This window comes from Hymenobacter sp. H14-R3, from assembly GCF_030063445.1.
GTDB lineage: Bacteria > Bacteroidota > Bacteroidia > Cytophagales > Hymenobacteraceae > Hymenobacter.
In genome coordinates this window covers 119,283-141,074 of the sequence record NZ_JASITD010000007.1, presented here as the reverse complement: position 1 = coordinate 141,074, position 21,792 = coordinate 119,283, and the positions used below count along the sequence as shown (strand labels likewise).

At 61.0% G+C, this 21,792-nt stretch carries 21 protein-coding genes; 9 read left to right on the top strand and 12 right to left on the bottom strand.

All coding sequences use genetic code 11. The annotated features are described in order from the left end of the window. Window positions 1–62 precede the first annotated feature (62 nt). Window positions 63–368 carry a hypothetical protein gene (locus tag QMK33_RS08970; protein ID WP_283564241.1) on the top strand — a complete coding sequence of 102 codons (306 nt, stop codon included), beginning with the start codon at window positions 63–65 and terminating at the stop codon, window positions 366–368. A 255-nt stretch (window positions 369–623) separates the two neighbouring features. Here QMK33_RS08970 and QMK33_RS08965 read toward each other — a convergent pair whose 3' ends face one another. The 7 genes from QMK33_RS08965 to QMK33_RS08935 all read right to left on the bottom strand — a co-directional run bounded on the left by QMK33_RS08965 (window position 624) and on the right by QMK33_RS08935 (window position 9,942). Beyond that, window positions 624–1,493, bottom strand: coding sequence for a nucleoside phosphorylase (locus QMK33_RS08965; protein ID WP_283564240.1), 870 nt, complete (start codon window positions 1,491–1,493; stop codon window positions 624–626). 92 nt (window positions 1,494–1,585) lie between these two features. After that, the gene (gene trhO, locus QMK33_RS08960) at window positions 1,586–2,527 is read right to left on the bottom strand and encodes an oxygen-dependent tRNA uridine(34) hydroxylase TrhO (RefSeq protein ID WP_283564239.1); all 942 of its coding nucleotides are present in this window, start codon (window positions 2,525–2,527) and stop codon (window positions 1,586–1,588) included. 95 nt (window positions 2,528–2,622) lie between these two features. Beyond that, window positions 2,623–3,255, bottom strand: coding sequence for a DapH/DapD/GlmU-related protein (locus QMK33_RS08955; protein WP_283564238.1), 633 nt, complete (start codon window positions 3,253–3,255; stop codon window positions 2,623–2,625). An 84-nt stretch (window positions 3,256–3,339) separates the two neighbouring features. Beyond that, a complete protein-coding gene (locus QMK33_RS08950) occupies window positions 3,340–4,626 on the bottom strand; it encodes a hypothetical protein (protein ID WP_283564237.1) in 1,287 nt (428 codons plus the stop codon). Then, window positions 4,623–5,939: a DUF2851 family protein gene (locus QMK33_RS08945; RefSeq protein ID WP_283564236.1), complete on the bottom strand. Its 1,317-nt coding sequence runs from the start codon at window positions 5,937–5,939 to the stop codon at window positions 4,623–4,625. The genes QMK33_RS08950 and QMK33_RS08945 overlap by 4 nt, the downstream gene beginning before the upstream one ends. Before the next feature lie 208 nt (window positions 5,940–6,147). Next, a complete protein-coding gene (gene lolA1, locus QMK33_RS08940) occupies window positions 6,148–6,792 on the bottom strand; it encodes an outer membrane lipoprotein periplasmic chaperone LolA1 (RefSeq protein WP_283564235.1) in 645 nt (214 codons plus the stop codon). Between the two features lie 156 nt (window positions 6,793–6,948). Beyond that, window positions 6,949–9,942 carry an FtsK/SpoIIIE family DNA translocase gene (locus QMK33_RS08935; protein WP_283564234.1) on the bottom strand — a complete coding sequence of 998 codons (2,994 nt, stop codon included), beginning with the start codon at window positions 9,940–9,942 and terminating at the stop codon, window positions 6,949–6,951. Between the two features lie 148 nt (window positions 9,943–10,090). Between QMK33_RS08935 and QMK33_RS08930 the strand changes: the two genes are divergently transcribed. Beyond that, the gene (locus QMK33_RS08930; RefSeq protein ID WP_283564233.1) at window positions 10,091–10,525 is read left to right on the top strand and encodes a hypothetical protein; all 435 of its coding nucleotides are present in this window, start codon (window positions 10,091–10,093) and stop codon (window positions 10,523–10,525) included. A 32-nt stretch (window positions 10,526–10,557) separates the two neighbouring features. On the opposite strand, the gene QMK33_RS08925 is transcribed toward QMK33_RS08930, so the two are convergent. The 4 genes from QMK33_RS08925 to xerD all read right to left on the bottom strand — a co-directional run bounded on the left by QMK33_RS08925 (window position 10,558) and on the right by xerD (window position 14,947). Further along, window positions 10,558–12,285 (bottom strand): DUF6044 family protein, encoded by a 1,728-nt coding sequence (locus tag QMK33_RS08925; RefSeq protein WP_283564232.1) that lies wholly within the window; start codon window positions 12,283–12,285, stop codon window positions 10,558–10,560. 94 nt (window positions 12,286–12,379) lie between these two features. Beyond that, window positions 12,380–12,670, bottom strand: coding sequence for a hypothetical protein (locus QMK33_RS08920; protein WP_283564231.1), 291 nt, complete (start codon window positions 12,668–12,670; stop codon window positions 12,380–12,382). A 60-nt stretch (window positions 12,671–12,730) separates the two neighbouring features. Beyond that, the gene (locus QMK33_RS08915; protein ID WP_283564230.1) at window positions 12,731–13,978 is read right to left on the bottom strand and encodes a tol-pal system protein YbgF; all 1,248 of its coding nucleotides are present in this window, start codon (window positions 13,976–13,978) and stop codon (window positions 12,731–12,733) included. A gap of 69 nt (window positions 13,979–14,047) precedes the next feature. Continuing rightward, window positions 14,048–14,947, bottom strand: a complete 900-nt coding sequence (gene xerD, locus QMK33_RS08910; protein ID WP_283564229.1) for a site-specific tyrosine recombinase XerD — start codon at window positions 14,945–14,947, stop codon at window positions 14,048–14,050. 216 nt (window positions 14,948–15,163) lie between these two features. On the opposite strand from xerD, the gene QMK33_RS08905 reads away from it, so the two are divergent. The 7 genes from QMK33_RS08905 to QMK33_RS08875 all read left to right on the top strand — a co-directional run bounded on the left by QMK33_RS08905 (window position 15,164) and on the right by QMK33_RS08875 (window position 20,041). Further along, window positions 15,164–15,643, top strand: a complete 480-nt coding sequence (locus QMK33_RS08905; protein WP_283564228.1) for a type II 3-dehydroquinate dehydratase — start codon at window positions 15,164–15,166, stop codon at window positions 15,641–15,643. 108 nt (window positions 15,644–15,751) lie between these two features. Next, the gene (locus QMK33_RS08900) at window positions 15,752–16,852 is read left to right on the top strand and encodes an aminotransferase class V-fold PLP-dependent enzyme (RefSeq protein ID WP_283564227.1); all 1,101 of its coding nucleotides are present in this window, start codon (window positions 15,752–15,754) and stop codon (window positions 16,850–16,852) included. Between the two features lie 129 nt (window positions 16,853–16,981). Next, window positions 16,982–17,437: a ribonuclease H family protein gene (locus QMK33_RS08895; RefSeq protein ID WP_283564226.1), complete on the top strand. Its 456-nt coding sequence runs from the start codon at window positions 16,982–16,984 to the stop codon at window positions 17,435–17,437. Between the two features lie 45 nt (window positions 17,438–17,482). Beyond that, window positions 17,483–18,070 carry a hypothetical protein gene (locus QMK33_RS08890; protein WP_283564225.1) on the top strand — a complete coding sequence of 196 codons (588 nt, stop codon included), beginning with the start codon at window positions 17,483–17,485 and terminating at the stop codon, window positions 18,068–18,070. A gap of 80 nt (window positions 18,071–18,150) precedes the next feature. Next, a complete protein-coding gene (locus QMK33_RS08885) occupies window positions 18,151–18,468 on the top strand; it encodes a hypothetical protein (RefSeq protein ID WP_283564224.1) in 318 nt (105 codons plus the stop codon). Window positions 18,469–18,796: 328 nt separating this feature from the next. Further along, window positions 18,797–19,540, top strand: coding sequence for a tRNA1(Val) (adenine(37)-N6)-methyltransferase (locus tag QMK33_RS08880; protein ID WP_283564223.1), 744 nt, complete (start codon window positions 18,797–18,799; stop codon window positions 19,538–19,540). A 33-nt stretch (window positions 19,541–19,573) separates the two neighbouring features. After that, on the top strand, window positions 19,574–20,041 hold the full coding sequence (locus tag QMK33_RS08875; protein ID WP_283564222.1) for an SUKH-3 domain-containing protein: 468 nt from the start codon (window positions 19,574–19,576) through the stop codon (window positions 20,039–20,041). An 88-nt stretch (window positions 20,042–20,129) separates the two neighbouring features. Here the strand turns inward: QMK33_RS08875 and QMK33_RS08870 are convergent, their stop codons facing one another. Continuing rightward, window positions 20,130–21,776 (bottom strand): AMP-binding protein, encoded by a 1,647-nt coding sequence (locus QMK33_RS08870; RefSeq protein WP_283564221.1) that lies wholly within the window; start codon window positions 21,774–21,776, stop codon window positions 20,130–20,132. Between the last annotated feature and the right edge of the window lie 16 nt (window positions 21,777–21,792).

Genomic DNA, 21,792 nt, shown 5'->3' with positions numbered 1-21,792 from the left:
CAGCGCCGTTGCCCCCGCAACTGGTCTTTTCGCTCGCTTATTCATCCCCCGCTGCTCCGTTTATGTTTGCTCCCACCACCGACCATCCCGTCGAAACCGTTGAGAAAGAGGTTATTCCCACTCTGCGCTTTCCGCAAGAAGACGTGCTAACCGACCAAACCCAGCTAGAGCGCCGCCGCGCCGATGCCGAGCGCGCCTGCCGTCTCGGCAATGCCTACCACGGTAAGCTGGATATTTTCTTCCAAACTGCCGATGGCCAGCCAAAGCGGGTGCAAACCGCCGTGTGGGGCACTCATAATGAATATATTACGCTCAAAGCTGGTATTATGCTGCCCCTGCGCGCCGTGCTGGGCTTCGACTTCTACTAGGTAAAACCGCAGAATCAATCCAGACCGCAGATTCCAACGGATTTAACGGATTACGCAGATACGCCGCTAGAGCAGCTGACTAGCTGGTATTTGGTATCTATATTCAACCAAAAAGGCTACCTATAAGGTAGCCTTTTTGGTGTTTGGCGTTGATATGGATAGCTGGCTAGCCAGCCGCTTTAGCGGCGTATCTGCGTAATCCGTTAAATCCGTTGGAATCTGCGGTCTGGATTGATTCTGCGGTGTTGCGTTGCTCTAAATAAGGGCTAGCGTGCGGGCAATCATTTTGTCTACTATATCGCCGGCGTCTTTGGCAAACTCACCGGTGGCGCGGTTGGCCACGATGGCGTTGAGGCTCAGCACCTCGTGGCCCAATAGCTGGCCAAGTGCGTAATAACCAGCGGTTTCCATTTCGAAATTACTGAGGCGGAAATCCCCCTCCGGGCTTTCGTGGCGGAAGTCTTGCAGCCGCTGCATGTAGTCGGGCGTGCGCAGGTCGAGGCGCAGGCGTCGGCCCTGCGGGCCGTAGAAGCCGGGGCAGGTTACGGTGTTGCCAATGAGCAGGTCGGCGGCTAGCTGCTCGCGCAGCAGGTCGGAGCCGCGCACCACGTAGGGCGCGAAAGGCAGACCCAGATGCTGCTGCAAGTCCTTGGCTACCAGCGTCTCCAAGCCAGTCTCCATGAAGGGGTAAAACTGCATCAGCGAATCGAGGCCGATGGCGTGCTGGGTGGCCAGCATGGCCCCCACCGGCACCTCGGCCTGCAAGCTGCCGCTGGTACCCAGCCGGATAATGCGCAGGCTCAGGCGCTCCTCAACGGGGCGCACGGTGCGCGAGAGGAAATCGATGTTGACGAGCGCATCGAGCTCATTCATCACGATGTCGATGTTATCGGTACCCATGCCGGTGCTCAGCACCGTGAGACGCTTGCCGCGGTAGTAGCCCACGTGGGTCACAAACTCGCGGTGCGTGCCCTCAAACTCAATGGAGTCGAAGTGCCGGCTCACCTGGGCCACCCGCGCCGGGTCGCCCACCGTGAGGATGGTATCGGAAATATGGTCAGGCAGCAGATTGAGGTGGTAAATCGTGCCGTCGGGGTTCAGAATGAGTTCTGATTCGGGAATCATAGCAGTGTGCGGTAAGCTTTAGCTTGCCGTAAGTTGAAAAGGAATTATACGTGCGCAAACGGTAGCACGGCGAGCCAAAGCTTACCACATATTCACGCTCTGTACGAAGCCAGCCCCTGCGCGGGTGTGTAGTGGTTGCTGATTTTAGGATACGTGCCCGTGCCGTCATACGGCCGCTTGTCGGGGTGCTCGGCGCAGGCCGCGGAGCAGGCCCCGTCGAGCAGCGTGCCGCAGCTTTCGCAGAGGGGCACGTGGGCGTTGCACTGCGGGTTGGCGCAGTTGATGAGGCGGGGCGAAGGGTGCTGGCAGTGGTGGCAACGCGAAATAACGGTGGGGTTCACGGTATTTACATCCACTGCCACGCGGCCATCAAACACATAGCACTGACCGTCAAAGTCTTCACCGCCCACCTCATGGCCGTACTTGATAATACCGCCGTGCAGCTGGTACACGTTTTCGAAGCCTTGCTCCAGCAAAAAGGCACTGGCTTTCTCGCACTTCACACCGCCGGTGCAGTACGTCAGAATCTTCTTATCCTTGAACTCCTGCAAGCGCGCAACGCGCTCGGGGAAGTCGCGAAAGTTCTCGATATCCAGCGTTACGGCGTTTTTGAAGCGGCCGAGGTTGTACTCGTAATCGGAGCGCACATCGACCACCACCACGTCGTCGCGGTCCTTCAAGTCTTTGAACTGCTGCGGGGTAAGGTGCTGGCCCGTTTTTTCGTGGGGCCGCACGTGGCGCAGGCTGCTGTGCACAATCTCGTCCTTCAGCCGCACGTGCAGCTTCTGAAAAGTGTGCGCCTCGACCTCATCAATCTTGAATTCCAGGGCGGCGAAGCGCGGGTCGGCCTGCACGGCGGCCATGTAGGCCGCGCAGCTTTCGCGGCTGCCCGACACGGTGCCGTTCAGCCCCTCGGCGGCCACAATAATGCGCCCACGCAAGTCCAGGTCGAGGCACAGCCGGTGGTGCTCGTCGCGAAATTGCTCAGGGTCAGCCAGGGGCGTATAGCAGTAATAGAGAAGGACTTGATACATTTTTTTAGCTGTTAGCCAGTAGCGGCTAGCTGTTATCTTTTTACCAGTAGCCTCGCAACAGAAAAGCTAACAGCTACGGGCTAACAGCTAACTAATTAAACCTTTACCGCCGGGTTACCGAACACCGTTTGGCCGGCGGCCACGTCAGCCACCACTACCGAGCCAGCGCCCACGCGGGCTTTGTCGCCCACTTTCACGCCGGCTACCAGCACTGCGCCGGGCCCTATAAAGGCCCCAGCCCCGATGCTAACGCCCACGCCCAACTGGGCACCCGACCCTATCTGCGCGTAGTCGCCCACCGTGGCCTGGCCCTCAATCACGGCGTTGGGGCCCACCAGAATGCCTTCGCCCAGCTTGGACGTGGCGGCCACTACCGCATTGGGGCCGAAGTAGTTACCGTGGCCAATTTCGGCGTGCACCGATACGCTGGCGCGCTGGTGAATGGAGTTCACGGGCACTACCTCGTACTCGTCGCGCAGCATTTTGGTGAGGCTGCGGCGGCTGGCGGCATCTTCGGTAGCCACAAATACTTCGCACTTTTTACCGAGTAGCTTCAGTAGCTCGCCATCGTCGGTGTTGCCCATCACGGGCACGTCGAGCAGCTCAGTGCTGTGCAGTTTGGGGTCGTCGTCGAGGATACAATACACGACCACATCATTAGACAAAAAAGCATCCAGCGCGGCGGTGCCCACGGCCTGCGCGCCGAGAATGATAACGGGGTTTTCCATAAGTAGACAAAGGTACGACAGGGGAGAATTGGGAGTTTAGAATGCGGAATGAAGAATTTCTCCCGCCCATGAATTCCAAATTCCTCATTCCAAATTCTTCATTAACCTACGGGCGTAATCGTTTTGCAGCAGCAGCAGCAGCAGCCAGGGCAGCAGGGCCACGCGGTAGCGGTGCAGGGTACCCAGGTTGGGCGTGCTTAGGCCGATGAAGGCGGCTAGCAGCAGGCAATACGCGGCCAGCACGACCACCAGGGCCACCGGCAGCTGGCCGGTGCGGCCGCGCCATACTGCTACCAGCGCAGTTACTAGTAAGCTCATTATCAATATATTCTCTAGCTCAGCCCCTATGTAAAGCGGCTGGGCCGACTCGCCGGGCCAGGGCCGCACCAGCACCTGGGCGGCGGCCAGCGGCGCGTGGCGCAGCAGGCCCGCGGGCGTGGGCTGCCAGTCGGCATACGCCAGGTGGGGGCGGCCGGGCGAGGTCAGCAAGCCGTGCTGGTAATTGGCATTCACCTCGTGGCTGAAGTAGCTCAGGGCCAGATGCTCGCCGCCCAGCGCCACGGCGCTCGCCCCAGCCAGCGCTAGTAGTAGCAGCAGGCTACCGGCCTGGGCTAAAGAACGTTGGCTCAGCCAGCCGCGCCGCGTGGCCAGCCGCACGGCCGCCAGCGCCAGCAGGCCGCCCAGCAAGGGCAGGGCGAAGAAATAGCGCATCCGTACCATCAGCCAGGCCAGTAGCAAGCCCAGCAGCACCCGGCTCAGCAGCGGCACCCGGCGGGCCAGCCGGCTACCGTAGAGCCCCCGCAACGCCAGGGCCACCAGCCCGGCCCCGGCCCCCACCACCAGCGTTTCTTTGGTGAGGCCGGCCGTCCACCACACCACGGTGGGCCACAACAGGAAGGCCACCACGCCAGCCAGCGCCGGCGTAGCCGGCAGCACTCGCGCCAGCGTGCGTACCAGGCTCCAGCAAGCCACAAAGCATAACATACTCAAGTACAACGTATTAAGCCACACCGCCCCACTCGATGCCGGGTTTAGCAGCGCCAGCACCTTAATGAAAAACAAGGTATTGGACCATTGATAATACGTAAGCTGCTGCCCCTCAATCAGAAAACTAGCGCCTTGCAGCGTGGTGAGCACCTGGCCCGGTTGCGCCCACAGGGCTTTTGTCAACAGCAGGGCGGCGCCCTGAGCTTGCCGGGCATCGGGGCTGAGCTGGTAGGTGCTGGCGGCCGTGAGTAGCAGCCGCCACCCCAGGGCCGGCAGCAGCCAGCGGCGCAGCGGCGCGCCGGCCCGCTGGTATTCGGCGCGCAGCCAAACCAGAAAGCCACTTAGCAGCAATACGTTAAGTAATAAGCCCAGTGCTAACCTCATCGGTCGCGGGGCAAGCGGGCCACGCCCCCACCCACCAGCCGCCCACCAATGGCGCAGTGCAGGCAGCGGCGCGGCGCGCAGTAGCCCTTGTGCAGCGCCAGCAGCCCTTGCGAGTCGGCGGCGGTGCGGTGCTCAAAGCCCAGGGCCTGGTAGAGGTCGGTGTACTGGTTGTGCTCGGCGGGCAACTCCATTAATAAGCTCACGCTGCTCTCGACTAGCGCGGGCTGGCCAGTGTGGCGGGCGTAGGCCACACGTAGCGGCACTACTACATTGGTAATGAGCAGGTTGATACTACTCTTACCCAAGGCCGGCACCTTGCCCGGCCGGCCGGGCCGGTAGTGCTGCTGCCAGTACGCGGGAGCCGGAGCCTCGGCAAAAAACTCGCTGAGGGCGGCCACGCTTTGAGCCGTGAGCAGGGCGTCGAACAGGGCCGGGCGGCGGTGCAGCAGCCCCACCAGCTGCCCCAGGCGCACGGCCGGGAAGTTGGCGGGCCGCAGCCGTAAATAATTCCACTCGTGGGTGGCCAACGCGGCCTCGGCCAGCCCGTACTTGTGCCGCAAAAACTCGTGCTCCTGCCGCCGGTCGCGGATGTACTCGTCCTGCGCAGTCTCCTCATTGTCAACCAGAAAGCCGGCCTGCCCAAACAGCAGCGCCTCTAGCTGGCGGGCGTCGTGGCGGTGGCGGCGCAGCACAGCTAGCGGCACGGCCTTGGCAAGGCGGGCCAGCGGCTCACTGTTTTTTTGGAAGCCGAAAGCCGCCATAAGAGCGTGGTAGGCGGTGGCTTCCCAGTCGTCGGCCAGGTGGCCGTGTAGCATGGCAATGGCATCGGCTTTTTGCTCCACGCGCTCCAGCAGGGCACGCTCGGTCATCATCGTGCGCACCAACTGCGGCACCTGGCCCAGCAGCGGGGCACAGGGCAGCGGCGCGGCGGGCGGGGCCGCCACCAGCGCCTCATAGCGGGCCAGCAGGTCGGGGGCCAGGCGCGGGGCCAGCGCCAGCGCCGAAATCAGGCTGGCATTGGTTCTAAAAATGTCGGTGTCGGCCGTGAGCACTACGTGCAGTATTACCTGGTCATATTTCGCATCTACCTGGTGGTTGTGTCGTTGCCAATCCGAAGCGCGCAGGTGGATTTCCACCGCGCCGTTCCACTCCACATCGCCGAGGCGCAGGCGGGCGTTGAGAAAATCGGGCCCAGCATCGGCGTTGCGCTGGCCGGGGCGCAGCACCTGGATTTCCTCGCCGGCCGTGGTGCGCAGGTCGGCTTTATCGAAGTACTGGTGCTGCCAGACGTAGTGGAGGAAATCTTCGCGCATAAAAAAGTATAGGGTAAGCTTTAGCTTGCCGCCAGCCAACAGAATCAGCCTCCCAGCCCAACGTCATTCTCTCAGCTAGCGCGTAAAAATAGAACGGCCCACTTCAGAAGAAGCGGGCCGTTGCTGAAATCAGATATGCAGGAGGGAGTTTGGCGCTGAGTACAGCGGCCTAGGGCAGTTGCTGGCAAGCTAAAGCTTACCCTACCCCTCAGCGCAGGTCCACTACTTTAACGCCGGGGTACTGCGCTTTATCGAAGGCAAACGTGCTGGCCGAGACGGGCACATTAGGCTTGAAGTTCTTGAGGGTGAACGTAGTACGGGTGCCGTTTTTCTTGAACGTCTTCACGCTGTGAATGGCTTTGTCGGCCGTGCCTACGATGAGCTGCACCTTGAACACGTCGTTTTTGCGGTCTTCGGGCGTTAGCTCGATGAGGTCGCTGGTTACGCCGCCGTCCTTGAGCGACTTCACGTAGTTGTACTTGTAGCCCTTTTTATACATCGAGTACATCTGGGCCGGCGACATGTCCTGGTTGTTCGGGTCCGTCTCCGAGACGTTGGCCTCGTTCTCATTTTTGAGGTAGGTCCAGGTGGTTTTGCCGTCGTTGAGCACCTCCTGGCCGTTGGCTTTGAGGTGGTATTTCTGGCCGCTCACGGTTACGTCGCCGTTAATATTTTGCTTGAGCTTGGCGGCGGGGTTTTCCAGGGTTTGGGTAAAACCAGCCTGAAACGACTTGAGCGCCGTGTACTTAGCGCTTACGGCATCAAGAATTTTGCCAGCTTTGGGGTCTTGCTGGGCGGCGGCGGGCAGGGCAAGGGTGGCGGCGAGCGCCAAGAGGGAGATTTGCTTGGTCATGATGCGAAGGAAAGCCCGGCAGCTTAAAGCCGGACAAGGCTACATACGCAAAAGCGGGGCCAAAAGCCGAAGTAGCGTGGCTGCTGGGAGTCGGCGCGCAGTATCGTTGTTCAACAGTTGTTCAACAATACCACGCGCCGACTTCCAGCGTCCGCACTACTTCATGGAGTTCAGCAATTGCTCCAGCTGGTACTCGTCGGGGATGAGCACGGCGCGGGCCTTGCTACCCTCAAACGGCCCCACGATACCAGCCTGCTGCAACTGGTCCATGAGGCGGCCCGAGCGGTTGTAGCCGAGCTTCAACTTGCGCTGGATGAGGGAGGTAGAGCCCTGCTGGTGCAGCACAATACAGCGCGCCGCCTCGGCAAACATGGAGTCGCGGTCGTTGGGGTCCATCTCGTCCTGGCCGCTGCCGTCGTCGCCTTCGGCGCCGGCTACTTCGGGTAGCAGGTAAGCATCGGCGTAGCCCTGCTGCTCGCCGATATAGTCGCAGAGGCGGTCTACTTCGGGCGTGTCGATGAAGGCGCACTGCACCCGAATGAGGTCGGAGCCGGCCGAAAACAGCATGTCGCCCTGGCCAATGAGCTGGTCGGCCCCACCGGTATCCAAGATGGTGCGCGAGTCGATTTTACTGGTCACCTTAAAAGAAATCCGGCACGGGAAGTTAGCTTTGATGATGCCCGTAATCACGTTCACGCTGGGGCGCTGGGTGGCCACAATAAGGTGAATACCAATAGCCCGCGCCAGCTGCGCCAGGCGCGCAATGGGCGTTTCGACCTCCTTGCCGGCCGTCATCATCAAGTCAGCTAACTCGTCGATTACCAGCACGATAAAGGGCAGAAAACGGTGGCCCTTCTTGGGGTTCAGGCGGCGCTCCACAAACTTGAGGTTGTACTCCTTGAGGTTGCGGCAGCCGGCTTCCTTCAGCAGGTCGTAGCGCCGGTCCATCTCCATGCACAGCGAATTCAGCGTGTTCACCACCTTCTTGGTATCGGTGATGATGGCTTCCTCCGTGTCGGGCAGCTTGGCCAGGAAGTGGCGCTCAATCTTGTTGAAAATGCTCAGTTCCACCTTCTTGGGGTCAACGAGCACAAACTTGAGCTGCGCCGGGTGGCGCTTATAGAGCAGCGAGGCCAGTATCACGTTCAGGCCCACCGACTTACCCTGGCCAGTGGCCCCGGCCATGAGCAAGTGGGGCATTTTGGCCAGGTCGGCCACAAATACCTCGTTGGTGATGGTGCGGCCGAAGGCGATGGGCAGGTCCATTTCGGTGCGGGCAAACTTCTCGCTGCCCAGCACCGAGCGAATGCTCACCATCTCCTTCTTGGCGTTCGGCACCTCAATGCCGATGGTGCCCTTGCCCGGAATGGGCGCGATAATGCGAATACCTAACGCGGCCAGGCTCAAGGCAATATCATCTTCCAGGCTCTTGATTTTGGAGATGCGGATACCAGCCTCAGGCACGATTTCATAAAGGGTTACCGTGGGCCCGATGGTAGCCTTGATGCTGGCAATGGAGATGTTGTAGTGCCCCAGCGTTTCCACAATGCGGTCCTTGTTGGCCTCCAGCTCCTCCTTGGTTACCTGGGCCTTGGCCACGCCATAGTCATTCATCAGCTCCAGGGTCGGGAAATGGTAGCGCGAGAGGTCGAGCGTGGGGTCGTAGTTGACATCGGGCATAACGTCGGCGTCCTCGTCCTCATCGGCCACGGCCGCGATGTCGGCCCCAGCGTTGGGGTCGAGGTCGTCGCGGTTGGGCACCGTAATTTCCAGGCGGGAAGCCGGAGTGGGCGCCCGCAGCGGCACCGGGCCATCGGCTAGGTCGGCCAGCGAGAGCGGCGTCGGGATGCTGGCCGCCACGGGCGGCGCGGACGCGGCTTCCGGCTCGGCCGTTGGCAATTCAAAGGAAAAAGTGGGCCCGGTTGCGGCTACGGCAGCCGCCGCCACTGAGGCCACCGCTATCGGCAACGCCACGGCACTGGTAGCGCCGGCCGGCACGGCCAGCGCCACGGCTGCCACCGGGCCCGTGAGGGCCAGCGCGGGCGTGGGCGCAGGTTCTGGCTTGTCGTCGTCATCGTCGCCCGCGCCTACTACCTCAAAGCTGGTGCTGATGGGTTGCGGTGCTTTGAGCGGGCTGGGGCGCAGCGCGGGGGCAGGCTCAAACTCAGCCTCGCGGCTGGGAGCCGGGGCGGGCTCAAACTCGGCCTCAGTGGGGCGGGGAGCGGGGGCTTTGGGCGGGCGAACGGCTGCGGGCGCGGCGGCTACTACGGCTACCGCGGGAGCTTCGGCGTCGCCTTCTTCGCCTTCGTAGTCTTCGTCATCGCGGCCGCCCAGGCCCAGGTTGAGGCTGGTAACGTTGAAGAAAAATACCACGAACATGATGAGCCCGAAGGCCAGCAGCAGCACGGTGCCCCAGCCCAGCAGCGAGTCGAGCCACAGCGCCAGCTCGTAGCCCGCGCCACCGCTCAGCCAGTCGTAGCGGTGGGCCTGGGCGCGGTCGGCCCCGAGCTGCGCGGCGCCGGGCTGGGCTAGCTGCACCACTACGTAGCCCAGCAACGAGCTGACCCACAAGATGCTAAATAGCCCCAGCGCCAGCACGTAGCTCACCGAACCGGCCGCGCGTCGAAACACAATCTTATAACCCAGAAAAAAAACAATCGGAATCAGCCCGTACGAAGCCAGCCCGAAGCCGCGGTAAATCAATTTTTCGGCTAGCCAGGCCCCGAGCAGGCCCAGCCAGTTGCCCGACTCCTGGCCGGCTTCCTTCACCGATACGGTGCCGAGCGCGGCCACTACGCTCTGGTCGGCGCGCCCGCTGAGCAGAAACGAGGTGAAGGCGATGGTGAGGTAGAGCGAGCCCAGCAGCAGCCCAAACCCAATGAGCAGGTGAAAGCGCCGGTCGCGCAGAAATGCCGTGAGTTGGCCCACCCCCAGCAGTGGCCCGCGGGGCGTAGCGGGCCGGGCGGGAGCCGCCTGGGCCCGGGCCCGGCCCGCAGGAGCGGTTCCTTTGGCCGGCGTGGGGGCGGTGCCGGGGGCCGGGCGGGGCGTGTTGCCCCGCGCCGGGCGCGCCACGCCTTGCTCGGCAGGAGGCACCGGGCGGTTGGTGGCGGCGGGACCACTCGTCGGGTTTCGGTAATTATTGGTAGCCATGCGCGGGCAAACAGAAAGGTCAAATCTACGCCAGTCGCGCCGTTTTTGGGTGAGTGACTACCTGAGCCAATAAGTGCAACCGCAACTGTGCAGCCCCTACTTTCGTCCTGCATTGATAGTCCTTTTATACTAAACAGTACATTGTAATATGGAAACCCTTACCCGCATTGTGCACCACCCCAACGGACGCCCGTACTGCATCACCGAATGCCACACGGCCGAAGGCTGGCTCCAAACTACGTGGCTAGGCTTTGTGTCGCAAGCCGATGCCGAGCAGGGCGCGCTGGCCGCGCTGGAGCCGCTTTGCCAAGGCCCGGTGGCAGGTTTACTCAACGATAATAGCGAGATTAAGGGGCCGTGGTTTGATTCCATAGCCTGGCTCCGGCGCGTGTGGGCCCCGCAGGCGGCGCAATTGGGGCTGCGCTACATCGCCCACGTAGCTCAGCCCCACACTGAGGCCGACCTAGGCATCCTATTCAGCCGCAATCCCTTCGGTAATTATGTTGATTTACAGGTTTTTACTACCATTGAAGATGCTTCTGACTGGCTGCGCACCTGCCTGCTCTACCCGCACCATACGTAGTCCCCTGCCAGCCAGCTAGCAGCTACTGCGCGCTAGCGGCCGGCCACTACCTCATACACATGCAGTTGCCAATAGGCCTCCGAGCTGTCGAACACGCCGAGCAGGCGCAGGCCGCTTTCGGCGGGGCAGGCCAGGCGCACGGCCGAAAACACGTAGCGCCCACCCAGCTGCCGAAAGGCCGCTGCATCGAAGGCATAATGCTGCACCTGCTGAGCTAGTTTTTTACTAATCAAGTAATTACGCCCCAGCTCAGCCGACATGAGGTAGCAGCGGTTGCCCCAGGCGTCGAAGTACGTGGCCAGGGCCGGGCTCTTGGCCAATTCGCCGGCAATGAGCGGTCGGAAGGCGTGCTTATAGGGCAGCGGATAGCTATTCTGATTGCTGTCGAGGGTGTAAAAGTCGTTGAGTTGCGCCGCGGCGGGCGGCAAGCCCAGGCTAGCCACCCGGTAGGCCGCGGGCCGCTGCCCGGTTTGCCGAAAGATGAATTCCTTGGCTTGGTTGAATAAGCCAGGCGCTACAAAGGCAGCGTAGCTGGGCGCATCGGCCCTGGGCCGGCCGGCAATAATGCGTAAATTATTGATATACTCGGAGTTGAGCGGTAGCGCCACCAGAAATTGCAGCGCCACCAGCCCGTAGCCCAGGCGCTGGGCAGCGGGCGTGGCCGGCAGCTCGCGCAGGGCCAGCGCCAGCAGCCCAAACCACGTCAGCGACATCAGGAAATGAAAACGATTGAGCGTAAAGGCATGAAGCAGCGGTAATTGCTTCTGATAAAGCATCGCCAGCTGCGGCGCAAACCCGCAAAACAGCGCCACCCCGGCCAGCACCAGCAGCACCACGCCCACCTGGCGGCGCAGTTGCTGCCGCCGCGCCGGGGCCAACCGGGCCAGCACCACGCCCACCGCCAGCAGCACCGCCCCCCGAAAAAACGGACTGGCGTGGTACTGCCCCAGCCAGAAGTAGCGCAGCGCCTCCTTCAGCCCCGCCCCTACCCCATGCGGCAGCAGCCGCACAAAGTCAAACTCCTCGCGGTGCGACACAAACTGCTTGGCCACCAGCAGCGAGTAGAACAGCGGCCACTCTACCACCACGTACATGCCCAGCAGCAAAGCCAGCCCTGCCGCGCCGCGCGCCGCGCTGGCCCAGGCCGCCCGGCCGCGCCGTATCACATCGAGCAGCAGCAGCCCGCCCCACACCACGGCAATAAAAGGCCCCACGTACACAAAAATCGACCACAGCGGAAACGCCGCGCACACCAGCCAGGCTACGCTGCGGTTGCGGCCCTGCCGCAAATCGAGGGCGGCGCGCAGCAGCGCCGGCTGCCCCAGCACCGTGAGGCCGTAGATGCTGTAGGCGGGCAGCGTGGCCCAGGCCAGCGCCACGGCCGCCGCCAGGCCGCACTGCTCGGGCCGCGCCAGGCCGTAGCGGCGCAGCAGCCAGTACATAGCCAGCAGCCCCAGCGCCCGCACCAGCACCTGGTGCACCAGGTAGGCCACCAGCGGCTGATTCTGAAAAATACTGAAAATGAGTACCGTACCGCTCAGGCCGGGCCGCAGGGCGTTGCGCGGCAGGCCGTTCATGAGCTGGGGCACCAGCACCCCGGTGCCGTAGGCAAAGGCCAGGTGCAGCTTGGTGAGCAGGTAGACCAGGCTGATTTCGGTGTCCAGGTTGTCGTGAATGAGCACGTAGCCGTGGCGACCCAGCAGCAGCACGGGCAACAAAAAAAGCAAGAGGCCCAGCAGGGCAAGGCGGAGGGGTTTCAACGAGTGCGGTAGTGGATAATGCCCGCAAAGTAAGTGGGTGCGGCCGCCGCGCGGGGCCGGCAGCCAGGAGATACCCCGCCAGGATTACCCCCGCCTACTCTTTGCCAAAATGCCGCTGCCCCTTCGCTGGCCGTAGCTCGGCCAGCCGCCGGCCCAGGCGGGTTTCCAGCAGGTGCTCGACGGCCGCCAGGTTGGGCAGGGTATGCAGCTCATCGGTATCGTACCCCGCTTCCAAGTGAAAGACGCCCGGCAAATCCTTTATTTCCTGAATACTGACCAAAAAATGGCCATTTCTAACAATAACGGCTACCGTGCCATACGTAACTACTTCTGCGTTGGCTGGTGGCTGCACCAAGTAGTTCAGCCGCTGCTCTTTACCTCTCATCAGCGCGCTAACAACCAGTTCCCGAGGGCAGTATCTTTCCATACAGCTTTGGCCAGCAGGCTACTGCCGGTGGGTGCGCAGCCAGGCCTTGGCCTCCTCGTACTCGACCTGGCCAGTTTCAGTGTTGTCCACAATGATGCGGTAGTAGCGGCGGGCGGCGGGCTCGTCGCGCTCGCGCACGGCCAGGCGCGCCAGGCTGGCCTGGGCAAACACGTAGTAGCCGCGTCGGGTGGTGCCCGCCTGCTCGGAGTACACCACGCAGCGCTCAAAGTAGTTCTTGGCTTGGGGCACGTCGCGATACTTGTGCTGCATCAGGTAGCCCATGATGTAGGCTGCCGGCCGGCAGCTATACGCCTCGTAGCCGACCTGCCCAACGGCATACTTGCGCAGCACCGACAGGCAGGCCTGTTCGCTTTCTACTAGAAAACCCTGCTTGAAGGCCAGCTTGGCATAGTTGAGCTGGAAGTAGGGATTATCCGGAAACTTCGTCGCCATTTGCTGCGCCAGCTGGTAGGCCGCGGCGGTCTGGCGCTCGCGGTCGCTATCCAAAATACTGATTAGGAACGAGTTGGCCTCCGTGCCGGTATAAAAGGCCGACCGGCCCACCTGCCGCAGCTGCGCCAGCCCCTGCTCACGGTTGCCTTTGGGGAAGAAGAACAGCACCGGCCGCAGCCAGGGGTACTCCTGCCCTATCCACACGGCGTAGTAGTTGAATAGGCCCTGGCCGAACAGGAATTCGGTGCTTAAGCCATTGGCTTCCCTGCTCTTGTCGAGGTAGTTGAGCGACCGGCGGGCGGCCACGGTGGCCTTGCGCCAGTTGTGGCGCTCGGCGTGCAGGCGCGACTCCAGGCCGTAGGTAGCCGAGAGGAAGAAGCAGGCCTCGTAGTTGTGCTTATCTGCTTTATAAAGCGCTTCGGCCTTGGCCTCGGCCGTGTCGGCATAGGCCAGGAATACCTTGTCGTAGCGGGTGTCGGCCACGCTGTTGGGCATCATTTTCCAGCAGTTGCTCATGCTCAGCAGAAAATACGCCATGGGGTGCTGCGGGTAGCGGCGGCGTAGCGACCGAAACTGCTTTTCAGCCTTATCAAACTTGAAATTGTACATATTCTGTACCGCACCACCCAGCTCCAGCTGAATGTCTTTGTCCAGCAGCAGCCAGCCCGAAATGTCCACCGCTTGCGGGGCCACCTGCACACTGTCGAGCGCCACTTCGCGCATGGCCGGCACGGCCGGCAGCGTTTGGGCCCGCAAGGCCCCCGAGGCCAGCAGCCCGGCCAGCAAGCCCACAACTGCCAGCCAGCGAGTCAAAAAGTAAATAAAGCGCATACGGTAAATGTATTTTTATAAATTACTTATTATTAGTGTTTTATAAATAGTTTAGCTGCGCGGATGAAACTCCGTCATCACTTGGCGCAGGTGGTCGCGGTCGAGGTGAGTATAAATTTCGGTGGTCGTGATGGAGACATGGCCCAACATTTCCTGCACCGCCCGCAGGTCGGCCCCGCCTTCGAGCAGGTGAGTGGCGAAGGAATGGCGCAGCGTGTGCGGGCTAATAGTCTGGCGCAGGCCGGCCAGTTCAGCCAGCTTTTTAATGGTCGTAAAAACAGTAATCCGGGATATTTGCCGCCCGCGCATACTCAAAAATACAACATTTTCGTTGCCCGGCTGCACCGTGAGGTGCTGGCGCACGCCACCCAGGTAAAAATGCAGGTGCTTTACGGCCTCACGGCCAATGGGCACCAGCCGCTCCTTGTTGCCCTTACCCAGCACCCGCATAAAGCCCTCATCAAAATAGAGATTAGATAACTTCAAGTCGCACAGCTCACTAACGCGCAGGCCCGACGAGTAGAGCACTTCCAGCAGGGCCCGGCTGCGCAGCCCTTCGCTGGTGCTGAGGTCAACGGCAGCCAGCAGCTTCTCCACGTCGGGGTACGAAAGGGTATCCGGTAAGTGGCGGCCGGCCTTGGGCGACTCCAGCGTGTCGGTGGGGTCAATTTTGAGCAGGTCCTCCATGATGAGGAACTCGTAGAAGGCCTTGATGCCCGAGAGCGTGCGGGCCTGCGACGTGCTCGACAAGCCCAGTTCGGTGAGGGCGGCCAGAAAATCGCGCAGTAGCCGCGTGGTTACTTGCAGCGGGCCAGCCTTTAGCTGCTCCAGCTCCAGCCACTGGTGCAGCTTGCGCACATCGCGCCGGTAGGCCTCTACCGAGTTGGGCGAGAGCGACTTCTCCAGGCGCAGGTAGCCGTCAAATTGCTTTATTGCTTGCGGCCAGGTCATTGGGTGGGAATAGGTAGCGAAAGAGCATTGTGCCACTGGCCAACTGACATTGGGGGCAGCTAACAGACCTCCAAGTTGCATTTGCCGTAGTTTGTAGGGCACAAAGTACGGGGCCGGCCGCTGCGGGTCATTTTTTCTCGCCCGGCGGGGCCACCCACTGGCTTAGCCGCTGTTTTATCTGGCTGAGCTGCCTTTTATCTTCTACAATTCACCAGTATGAATATCCTGATTCTCAACGGCCCCAACCTCAACCTGCTGGGCCGCCGCGAACCCCACATCTACGGCACGCGCTCGTTTGAAGACTACCTGCCCGAGCTGCAAGCCGATTTTCCCGACCTCACGCTCACCTCCTTCCAAAGCAACCACGAGGGCGCCCTGCTCGACCGCCTGCACGCCGCCGCCGGCTGGGGCGAGGCCGGCCACGACGGGGCCAGCCAGGCCATCGTGCTAAACGCGGGTGGCCTCACCCACACCAGCGTGGCGCTGGGCGATGCCGTGGCTGCCATAGCCGGCGCGGGCGTGCCCATACTAGAAGTGCACCTCAGCAACCTGGCCGCGCGCGAAGACTTCCGGCACACGAGCTTCATTGGCAAGCACTGCGTGGGCAGCATCACGGGTTTTGGGCTCGAAAGCTACCGGCTGGCGCTGCACTACCTGCTGGGCCAGCGCCCGCGGCCAATGGGCTTCCGGCGGTAATAGCGGTAAATGAGTAAGTGCGTAAATGCGTGAGGGGCCCGCGCCGGCACTTTGCGCGCTTACGCATTTACCCACCTGCCAGCTTACCGCCGCCCCTACCTTTGCGGCATGGCAACCCTCCCGACGTATACCTTCAATCCCGGCCCTTCGGCCGTGTACCCCGACGTGCGCCAGTACCTGGCCGACGCGTTTGAGGAAGGCTGGCTGTCGGCGCCGCACCGCTCCGAGCGCTTCATCTCGCTCGTGCGCCTGTGCCTCGACCAGGCCCGCCTCAAGCTCAACATTCCGCAAGACTATACCATCCTGTTCACGTCGTCGGCCACCGAGTGCTGGGAAATTCTGGCCCAGAGCCTCACGCCGCGCCGCTCATTTCACCTCTACAACGGGTCGTTTGGGCAAAAGTGGTTTGACTACGCCCGCGCCCTGCGCCCCGGCTGCACCGGGCTCAAGTTTGACATCAACGACGTGCCCGACCCGGCCACGCTGCCCTTCGACTCCGAAGAGACTGACTTGGTGTGCATTACCCAGAATGAAACCAGTACCGCTACCCAACTGCGCGACCAGTTCATTCTCAACACCTTCAACCGCCTGGGGCCGGCGCTGCTGGCCGTAGATGCCACCTCGTCGCTGGGCGGCGTGGCCCTCAAGTTCATCAAGGCCGACGTGTGGTACGGCTCGGTGCAGAAGTGCCTGGGCCTGCCCGCCGGCCTGGGCATCATGGTGCTCTCGCCCCGCGCCGTGGCCCGCGCCCGCGAAGTGGGCGACAACGCGCACTACAACAGCCTCAATGGCATGGTGAAGCAAATGCTCAACTACCAGACCACCCACACCCCCAACGTGCTGGGCATCTACCTGCTCAGCCGCGTGCTGCAAGCCCGCGAGCCCATCAAAACAATTGCCCCGCACCTGACCGAGCGCGCCCAGAAGCTCTACGACTACTTCGAGCAGGTGCAGCCCCTGGGCCTGCGCCCGCTCATCGAAAACGTGGACGCCCGCTCCACCACCGTCATCGGCCTGCAAGGCCCGGCCGCCGTTGTGGAGGAGGTGAAGCGCCGCGCCCGCGACGAGGCCGGCTTGCAGCTGGGCTCGGGCTACGGCGACTACAAAGCCACTAGCCTGCGCATTGCCAACTTCCCGGCCGTGCCCGATGCCGCATTTGAGGCGCTGGTGCAGTTTTTTGAGAAAATCCGCAGCGAGGAAGTGAAGTAAACAGGCGGTGCGGTAAGCTTTAGCTGGTCGTTTTGGCATCGCTTGCGTTGCACTTAAAAAACCGGCAAGCTGAAGCCTACCGCACGGCCTGACACCTCAATCCTTCGTTCATAAAATATTGATAAACAAGTGATAACGCTGTTCACCGATGGCTCGTCGCGCGGCAACCCCGGCCCCGGCGGCTACGGCACCATTCTGCGCTACGGCCCCCACGAAAAGGAACTTAGCCAGGGCTTCCGCCGCACCACCAACAACCGCATGGAGCTGCTGGCCGTGATTGTGGGCCTGGAAGCCGTGACGCGCCCCGAAATCCCCATCTTGGTCGTGTCCGACTCCAAGTACGTCGTCGATTCGGTGGAGAAAAAATGGGTTTTCAACTGGATTAAGAAACCTGACTTCGGCAAGAAAGCCAACGAGGACCTCTGGCGGCGCTTTTTGCGCGTGTACAAAGACCGCAGCGTTTCCTTCAAATGGATAAAAGGCCACGCTGGCCACGCCGAAAACGAGCGCTGCGACGTGCTGGCCGTGCAAAGCGCCCTCGGCAAAGGCCTGCTGGTGGATGAAGGGTACGAGGCGCTGGGCTAAACCCAGCACTTAACCCGCTCTTTTTCAAGCCTAAATACCCACCTAATGCCTTTCTGTGAGGACTACTTGCGCAGCATCGTCGCCAACAAGGTAGTGGGCGATTTTCCGCCCTTTACCAGCGGAAGTATCACTAAGACAGATAATTACATTCGCAAGGTCTTAGCCCGCTTATCCAGTAGCGCCACCCTCCTGTTCGAAGCGGACTTTAGCAGCTACGGCAGCGGCTTTGCGTCTTACGTGGAAGTACGGGTTTCAAAAAAGGACCGGTCAGACACGGTTACGCTCGCTAAATACCAACGCGTTACCTACGAAACGACTGGCTTACTACTCTATATTTCCCGGCTCACTCCGTACTGGTTTTACGGGGGCAGCGACTGGGGCAAGACCTACGAGCAGGGCCAGCTTACTGGCGGCGGGCACAGGTTTTTAGATTCTGATAGTCAAGATACTATTAATCAAGCACTTTGGCAGCCCGACCGGCAGCACGTGGAGGCCGTATTACAGGAGTTTCGCTACGGGCTACTTACGCCCGAAGAGCTTCAGCAGCCCGCGCCGGCGGGTATTTTTGTGCCCACCGTGTTGAGCGACGGACCTTACACCGTGTTCGACTGCTTTTTCTACTGGCAAGATTAATCTGCCCGTATCATCTTACCCAATAAATTTATTTGCTGCTGCAGTGCATTACCTGCCTGAATTTATTAAGTAGCTTTTGTATGGAAGACTTCGAATCAGCTAGGAATACTAAACTAACAGTCTTGCAGAAAGCTGTTATCTTGTTGAGTGGTGGGCTATTCGTTTCTTCGCTTTTTCAGCAAGCATTTTATATAGACCGCATTGATTACGATGCCTGGGCTGATAGCAAGATGCTGGTTTTCTTCGGCTGGTCGGCTATTTTAGAAGGTAATGCAATCGCTACTTTAATTTGGCTGGCTAATCCGCTATTTTTTATTGCAATTATTTTCTTACTCAATCAGAAGTCATCTGGGTTTTACTTAAGTATTGTTGCTACCCTCATAAGTACCCGACGCTAATTAGTTTATGATAAAGCGAGCGGAGTTCGTTCCAAAAATTTGATGCTACATGCTGATAACCAACTATTTGACTACAAAACGGGTAAGTGTTAATAACACAAACTAATTAGCGACGGGTACTTAGCCCTAAGCTTTTGCTTGCTAGATTCCATTGCAACCAGTGAATCCGGCGAATACTCGAAAATAGCCTCTTTGGAGAATGGTTACTACCTCTGGGTTGCCAGCATGATTACCCTAACAATCGGCACCGCCCTGGAAAGGCAGCTTACTGATTAGCCTGCGATTTTCAGCAAAACCGAATTTTACAAAAATTATACTTAGCTTCTAATTGCCCAACGACTACTTTCAGTTTCAGCAGTTTCGCATCGCCCAAAGCCACTGCGCCCAAAAGGTGAGCACCGACGCCTGCCTGCTCGGCGTGGCCACCGACCTCACCGGGGCCACCCGCGTGCTCGACCTGGGCACCGGCACCGGCCTGCTGGCTCTCATGGCCGCCCAGCGTGCCCCGGCCGCTACAATTGAAGCCATTGAGATTGACCCACTTGCGGCGGCCCAGGCGGCGGCCAACGTGGCGGCCAGCCCCTGGGCCAGCCGCATGGCCGTGCGGCCACTGAGCCTGGCGGCCTACGCGGCCACGCAGCCCCCGGCAGTAGTTGGCACTGACCTTCGGTTCAGCCACATTATCTGTAATCCGCCGTTTTTTCGGCGCAGCCTGGCCCCGCCCGATGCGGCCCGCGCCACGGCGCGCCACGCGGGCGCGGCCTCGCTCACGTTTGGCGCTATTGTGGCCTTTGCGGCAGCGCACCTGCGGCCGGGCGGCACCCTTACGGTGCTGCTGCCGCCGCCCGAGATGCAACACTTTGTGCAAGAGGCCCTTGCGGGCCAGTTGCCACTGCGGGCGCAGCTGGCCGTGCGGCACCGGCCGGGCGGGCGCATTACGCGCTGCATCAGCGAGTTTGGGCACGTGGCCCCGGCGGCGGTGCCGCAGCGCGAGTTGGTGATTCAGGACGCCGATGGGGCGTATTCGGCAGACTTTCGGGCGTTGCTGGCGGGGTTTTACCTGGCCTTTTAACCTGGGCTTCAGTCACTAAATCAGCCTTTTACCATGGATAATCAGCTTTCTTTTTCGCCTACTGTGCAGGCAATTTTGGAGCAGGCGGGCTGGTACAAGGGGCGCAACGCTGCCGGCACTTTCCCCTTGCCGCACGACGTAGTATATTCTGATGCTATCATGCTTATTCTCAATGAGTTTGGCGGCTTATATCTCCGCTCTAATGGGCCGGGTATTACACTCTCGCGATTCAGTATTGATTTTGACCCGATGGACGCTGATTTTGAAAGTAGCGAAGACGGCATTATTTATTATTACGCTTCACTGATTGCTAAGAAGCTTTATCCTCTTGGCTTCATCCCAACCGAATCACTCATGCTATGCATAGATGAGAACTTTTGCATGTATAAAGTTGGGGATAATTTGCATTACGCGGGCGACTCGTTTGCAGAAGGTGTAAGCAATATTTTACTAGGAATCAGAGGGAAAACGCTAAATGAACAAACCCTTGAATGGGAATAGGATGATAAATTCCGTTTAATCAGGATGCTGGAAATCATCATACCAATTAGATATTCGTTTGAAATTCATGATTTAGCGCAGTACGGCGCTACGCCGTTTTGATGGCGGCGGCGGCTTGCAGGCCCAGCTCGGCCACGGCCTGCTCGCGCATGAGGTACTTCTGGATTTTGCCGGTCACCGTCATCGGAAAGCCGTCCACGAACTTCCAGAAAACCGGGATTTTATTGGTGGCGATGCGGTTTTGGCAGAAGACCATAATATCCTCACCAGTAGCATATTGGCCTTCTTTGAGCTTCACCCAGGCCATTACCTCCTCGCCGTAGCGCAGGCTGGGCACGCCAATTACCTGCACATCGGCCACGGCCGGGTGGGTGTAGAGAAACTCCTCCACTTCGCGGGGGTAAATGTTGTCGCCGCCGCGCAAAATAACGTCCTTGATGCGGCCCACAATGTTGAGGTAGCCCTCGGCGTCGATGGTGGCCAGGTCGCCGGTGTGCATCCAGCGGGCCGCGTCGATGGCAGCGGCCGTGGCGGTGGGGTTGTTCCAATAGCCCAGCATCACGGAGTAGCCGCGGGTGCAGAGCTCGCCGGGCGTGCCCCGCGGCACGAGGTGGCCGGTGTCGGGGTCAATCACTTTCAGCTCCAGGTGCGGGTGCACGTGGCCCACGGTGCTCACACGCTTGGCCAGCGGGTCGTCGAGGTAGCTTTGGGCCGATACGGGCGAGGTTTCGGTCATGCCGTAGCAAATGGTGACTTCGCGCATGTGGAGGCGGGTTTGCACCTGCTTCATCACCTCCTCGGGGCAGGGCGAGCCGGCCATTACGCCCGTGCGCAAGGAGCTGTAATCGAAGGAGTTGAACTCCGGATGTGCCAGCTCGGCGATAAACATGGTGGGCACGCCGTAGAGCGAGGTGCAGCGCTCGGCCTGCACCGTGCGCAGGGTGGCCAGGGCATCAAACGCCTCGGCCGGCACCACCATGCAGGCCCCGTGCGCCACGCAGGCCAAGTTGCCAATCACCATGCCGAAGCAGTGGTAAAACGGCACCGGAATGCACACCCGGTCGGCGGCCGTGTAGCGCAGCGCCTGGCCAATGAAGTAGCCGTTGTTCAGGATGTTATGGTGCGAGAGCGTGGCCCCCTTCGGGAAGCCGGTGGTGCCGCTGGTGTACTGGATATTGATGGGGTCGTCGAATTGCAGAGCGGCCTCGCAGGCGGCCAGCGCCGCATCGGGCACGGCCGCGCCACTGGCCAGCAGGCCCTCCCAGCCCTCTTCGAGCACGATGACGTGCGCCAGGGCCGGGCACTCGGCGCGCACGCTGGCCAGCAGCTGCACGTAGTCGGTTTGGCGAAACCGGGCGGCCAGCAGCAGCACCCGGCAGCCCGATTGGTTGAGGGCGTATTTTAGCTCCTCGGCCCGGTAAGCGGGGTTGATGTTAACCAGCACCGCGCCCGCCCGCGCCGCCCCAAACTGCGTGACGACCCACTCGGCGCGGTTGGGGGCCCACAGGCCCACGCGCTCGCCGGCGGCCACGCCCAGCGCCAGCAACCCTTTGGCCAGCTGGGTAGTCTGGGCCCACAGCTGCTGGTAGGTGGCCCGGTAGCCCTGGTGCGCCACCACCAGCGCCTCGTGCTGGGGATACAGGCCCACGGTGCGGCGCAGGTTTTCACCAATGGTTTCGCCCAGCAGCGGCGTGCGGCTGGGGCCACTGAGGTATGATAGGGCGGGTGAATTCATGGGGCAGGGCGGTGGC

Coding starts and splice junctions, on each gene's coding strand:
- QMK33_RS08945 (WP_283564236.1), bottom strand. CDS start 5,939: ATGCGCGAAGATTTCCTCCACTACGTCTGGCAGCACCAGTACTTCGAT.
- QMK33_RS08950 (WP_283564237.1), bottom strand. CDS start 4,626: ATGAGGTTAGCACTGGGCTTATTACTTAACGTATTGCTGCTAAGTGGC.
- lolA1 (WP_283564235.1), bottom strand. CDS start 6,792: ATGACCAAGCAAATCTCCCTCTTGGCGCTCGCCGCCACCCTTGCCCTG.
- QMK33_RS08930 (WP_283564233.1), top strand. CDS start 10,091: ATGGAAACCCTTACCCGCATTGTGCACCACCCCAACGGACGCCCGTAC.
- QMK33_RS08890 (WP_283564225.1), top strand. CDS start 17,483: ATGCCTTTCTGTGAGGACTACTTGCGCAGCATCGTCGCCAACAAGGTA.
- QMK33_RS08920 (WP_283564231.1), bottom strand. CDS start 12,670: ATGAGAGGTAAAGAGCAGCGGCTGAACTACTTGGTGCAGCCACCAGCC.
- xerD (WP_283564229.1), bottom strand. CDS start 14,947: ATGACCTGGCCGCAAGCAATAAAGCAATTTGACGGCTACCTGCGCCTG.
- QMK33_RS08935 (WP_283564234.1), bottom strand. CDS start 9,942: ATGGCTACCAATAATTACCGAAACCCGACGAGTGGTCCCGCCGCCACC.
- QMK33_RS08955 (WP_283564238.1), bottom strand. CDS start 3,255: ATGGAAAACCCCGTTATCATTCTCGGCGCGCAGGCCGTGGGCACCGCC.
- QMK33_RS08965 (WP_283564240.1), bottom strand. CDS start 1,493: ATGATTCCCGAATCAGAACTCATTCTGAACCCCGACGGCACGATTTAC.
- trhO (WP_283564239.1), bottom strand. CDS start 2,527: ATGTATCAAGTCCTTCTCTATTACTGCTATACGCCCCTGGCTGACCCT.
- QMK33_RS08870 (WP_283564221.1), bottom strand. CDS start 21,776: ATGAATTCACCCGCCCTATCATACCTCAGTGGCCCCAGCCGCACGCCG.
- QMK33_RS08885 (WP_283564224.1), top strand. CDS start 18,151: ATGGAAGACTTCGAATCAGCTAGGAATACTAAACTAACAGTCTTGCAG.
- QMK33_RS08970 (WP_283564241.1), top strand. CDS start 63: ATGTTTGCTCCCACCACCGACCATCCCGTCGAAACCGTTGAGAAAGAG.
- QMK33_RS08875 (WP_283564222.1), top strand. CDS start 19,574: ATGGATAATCAGCTTTCTTTTTCGCCTACTGTGCAGGCAATTTTGGAG.
- QMK33_RS08905 (WP_283564228.1), top strand. CDS start 15,164: ATGAATATCCTGATTCTCAACGGCCCCAACCTCAACCTGCTGGGCCGC.
- QMK33_RS08900 (WP_283564227.1), top strand. CDS start 15,752: ATGGCAACCCTCCCGACGTATACCTTCAATCCCGGCCCTTCGGCCGTG.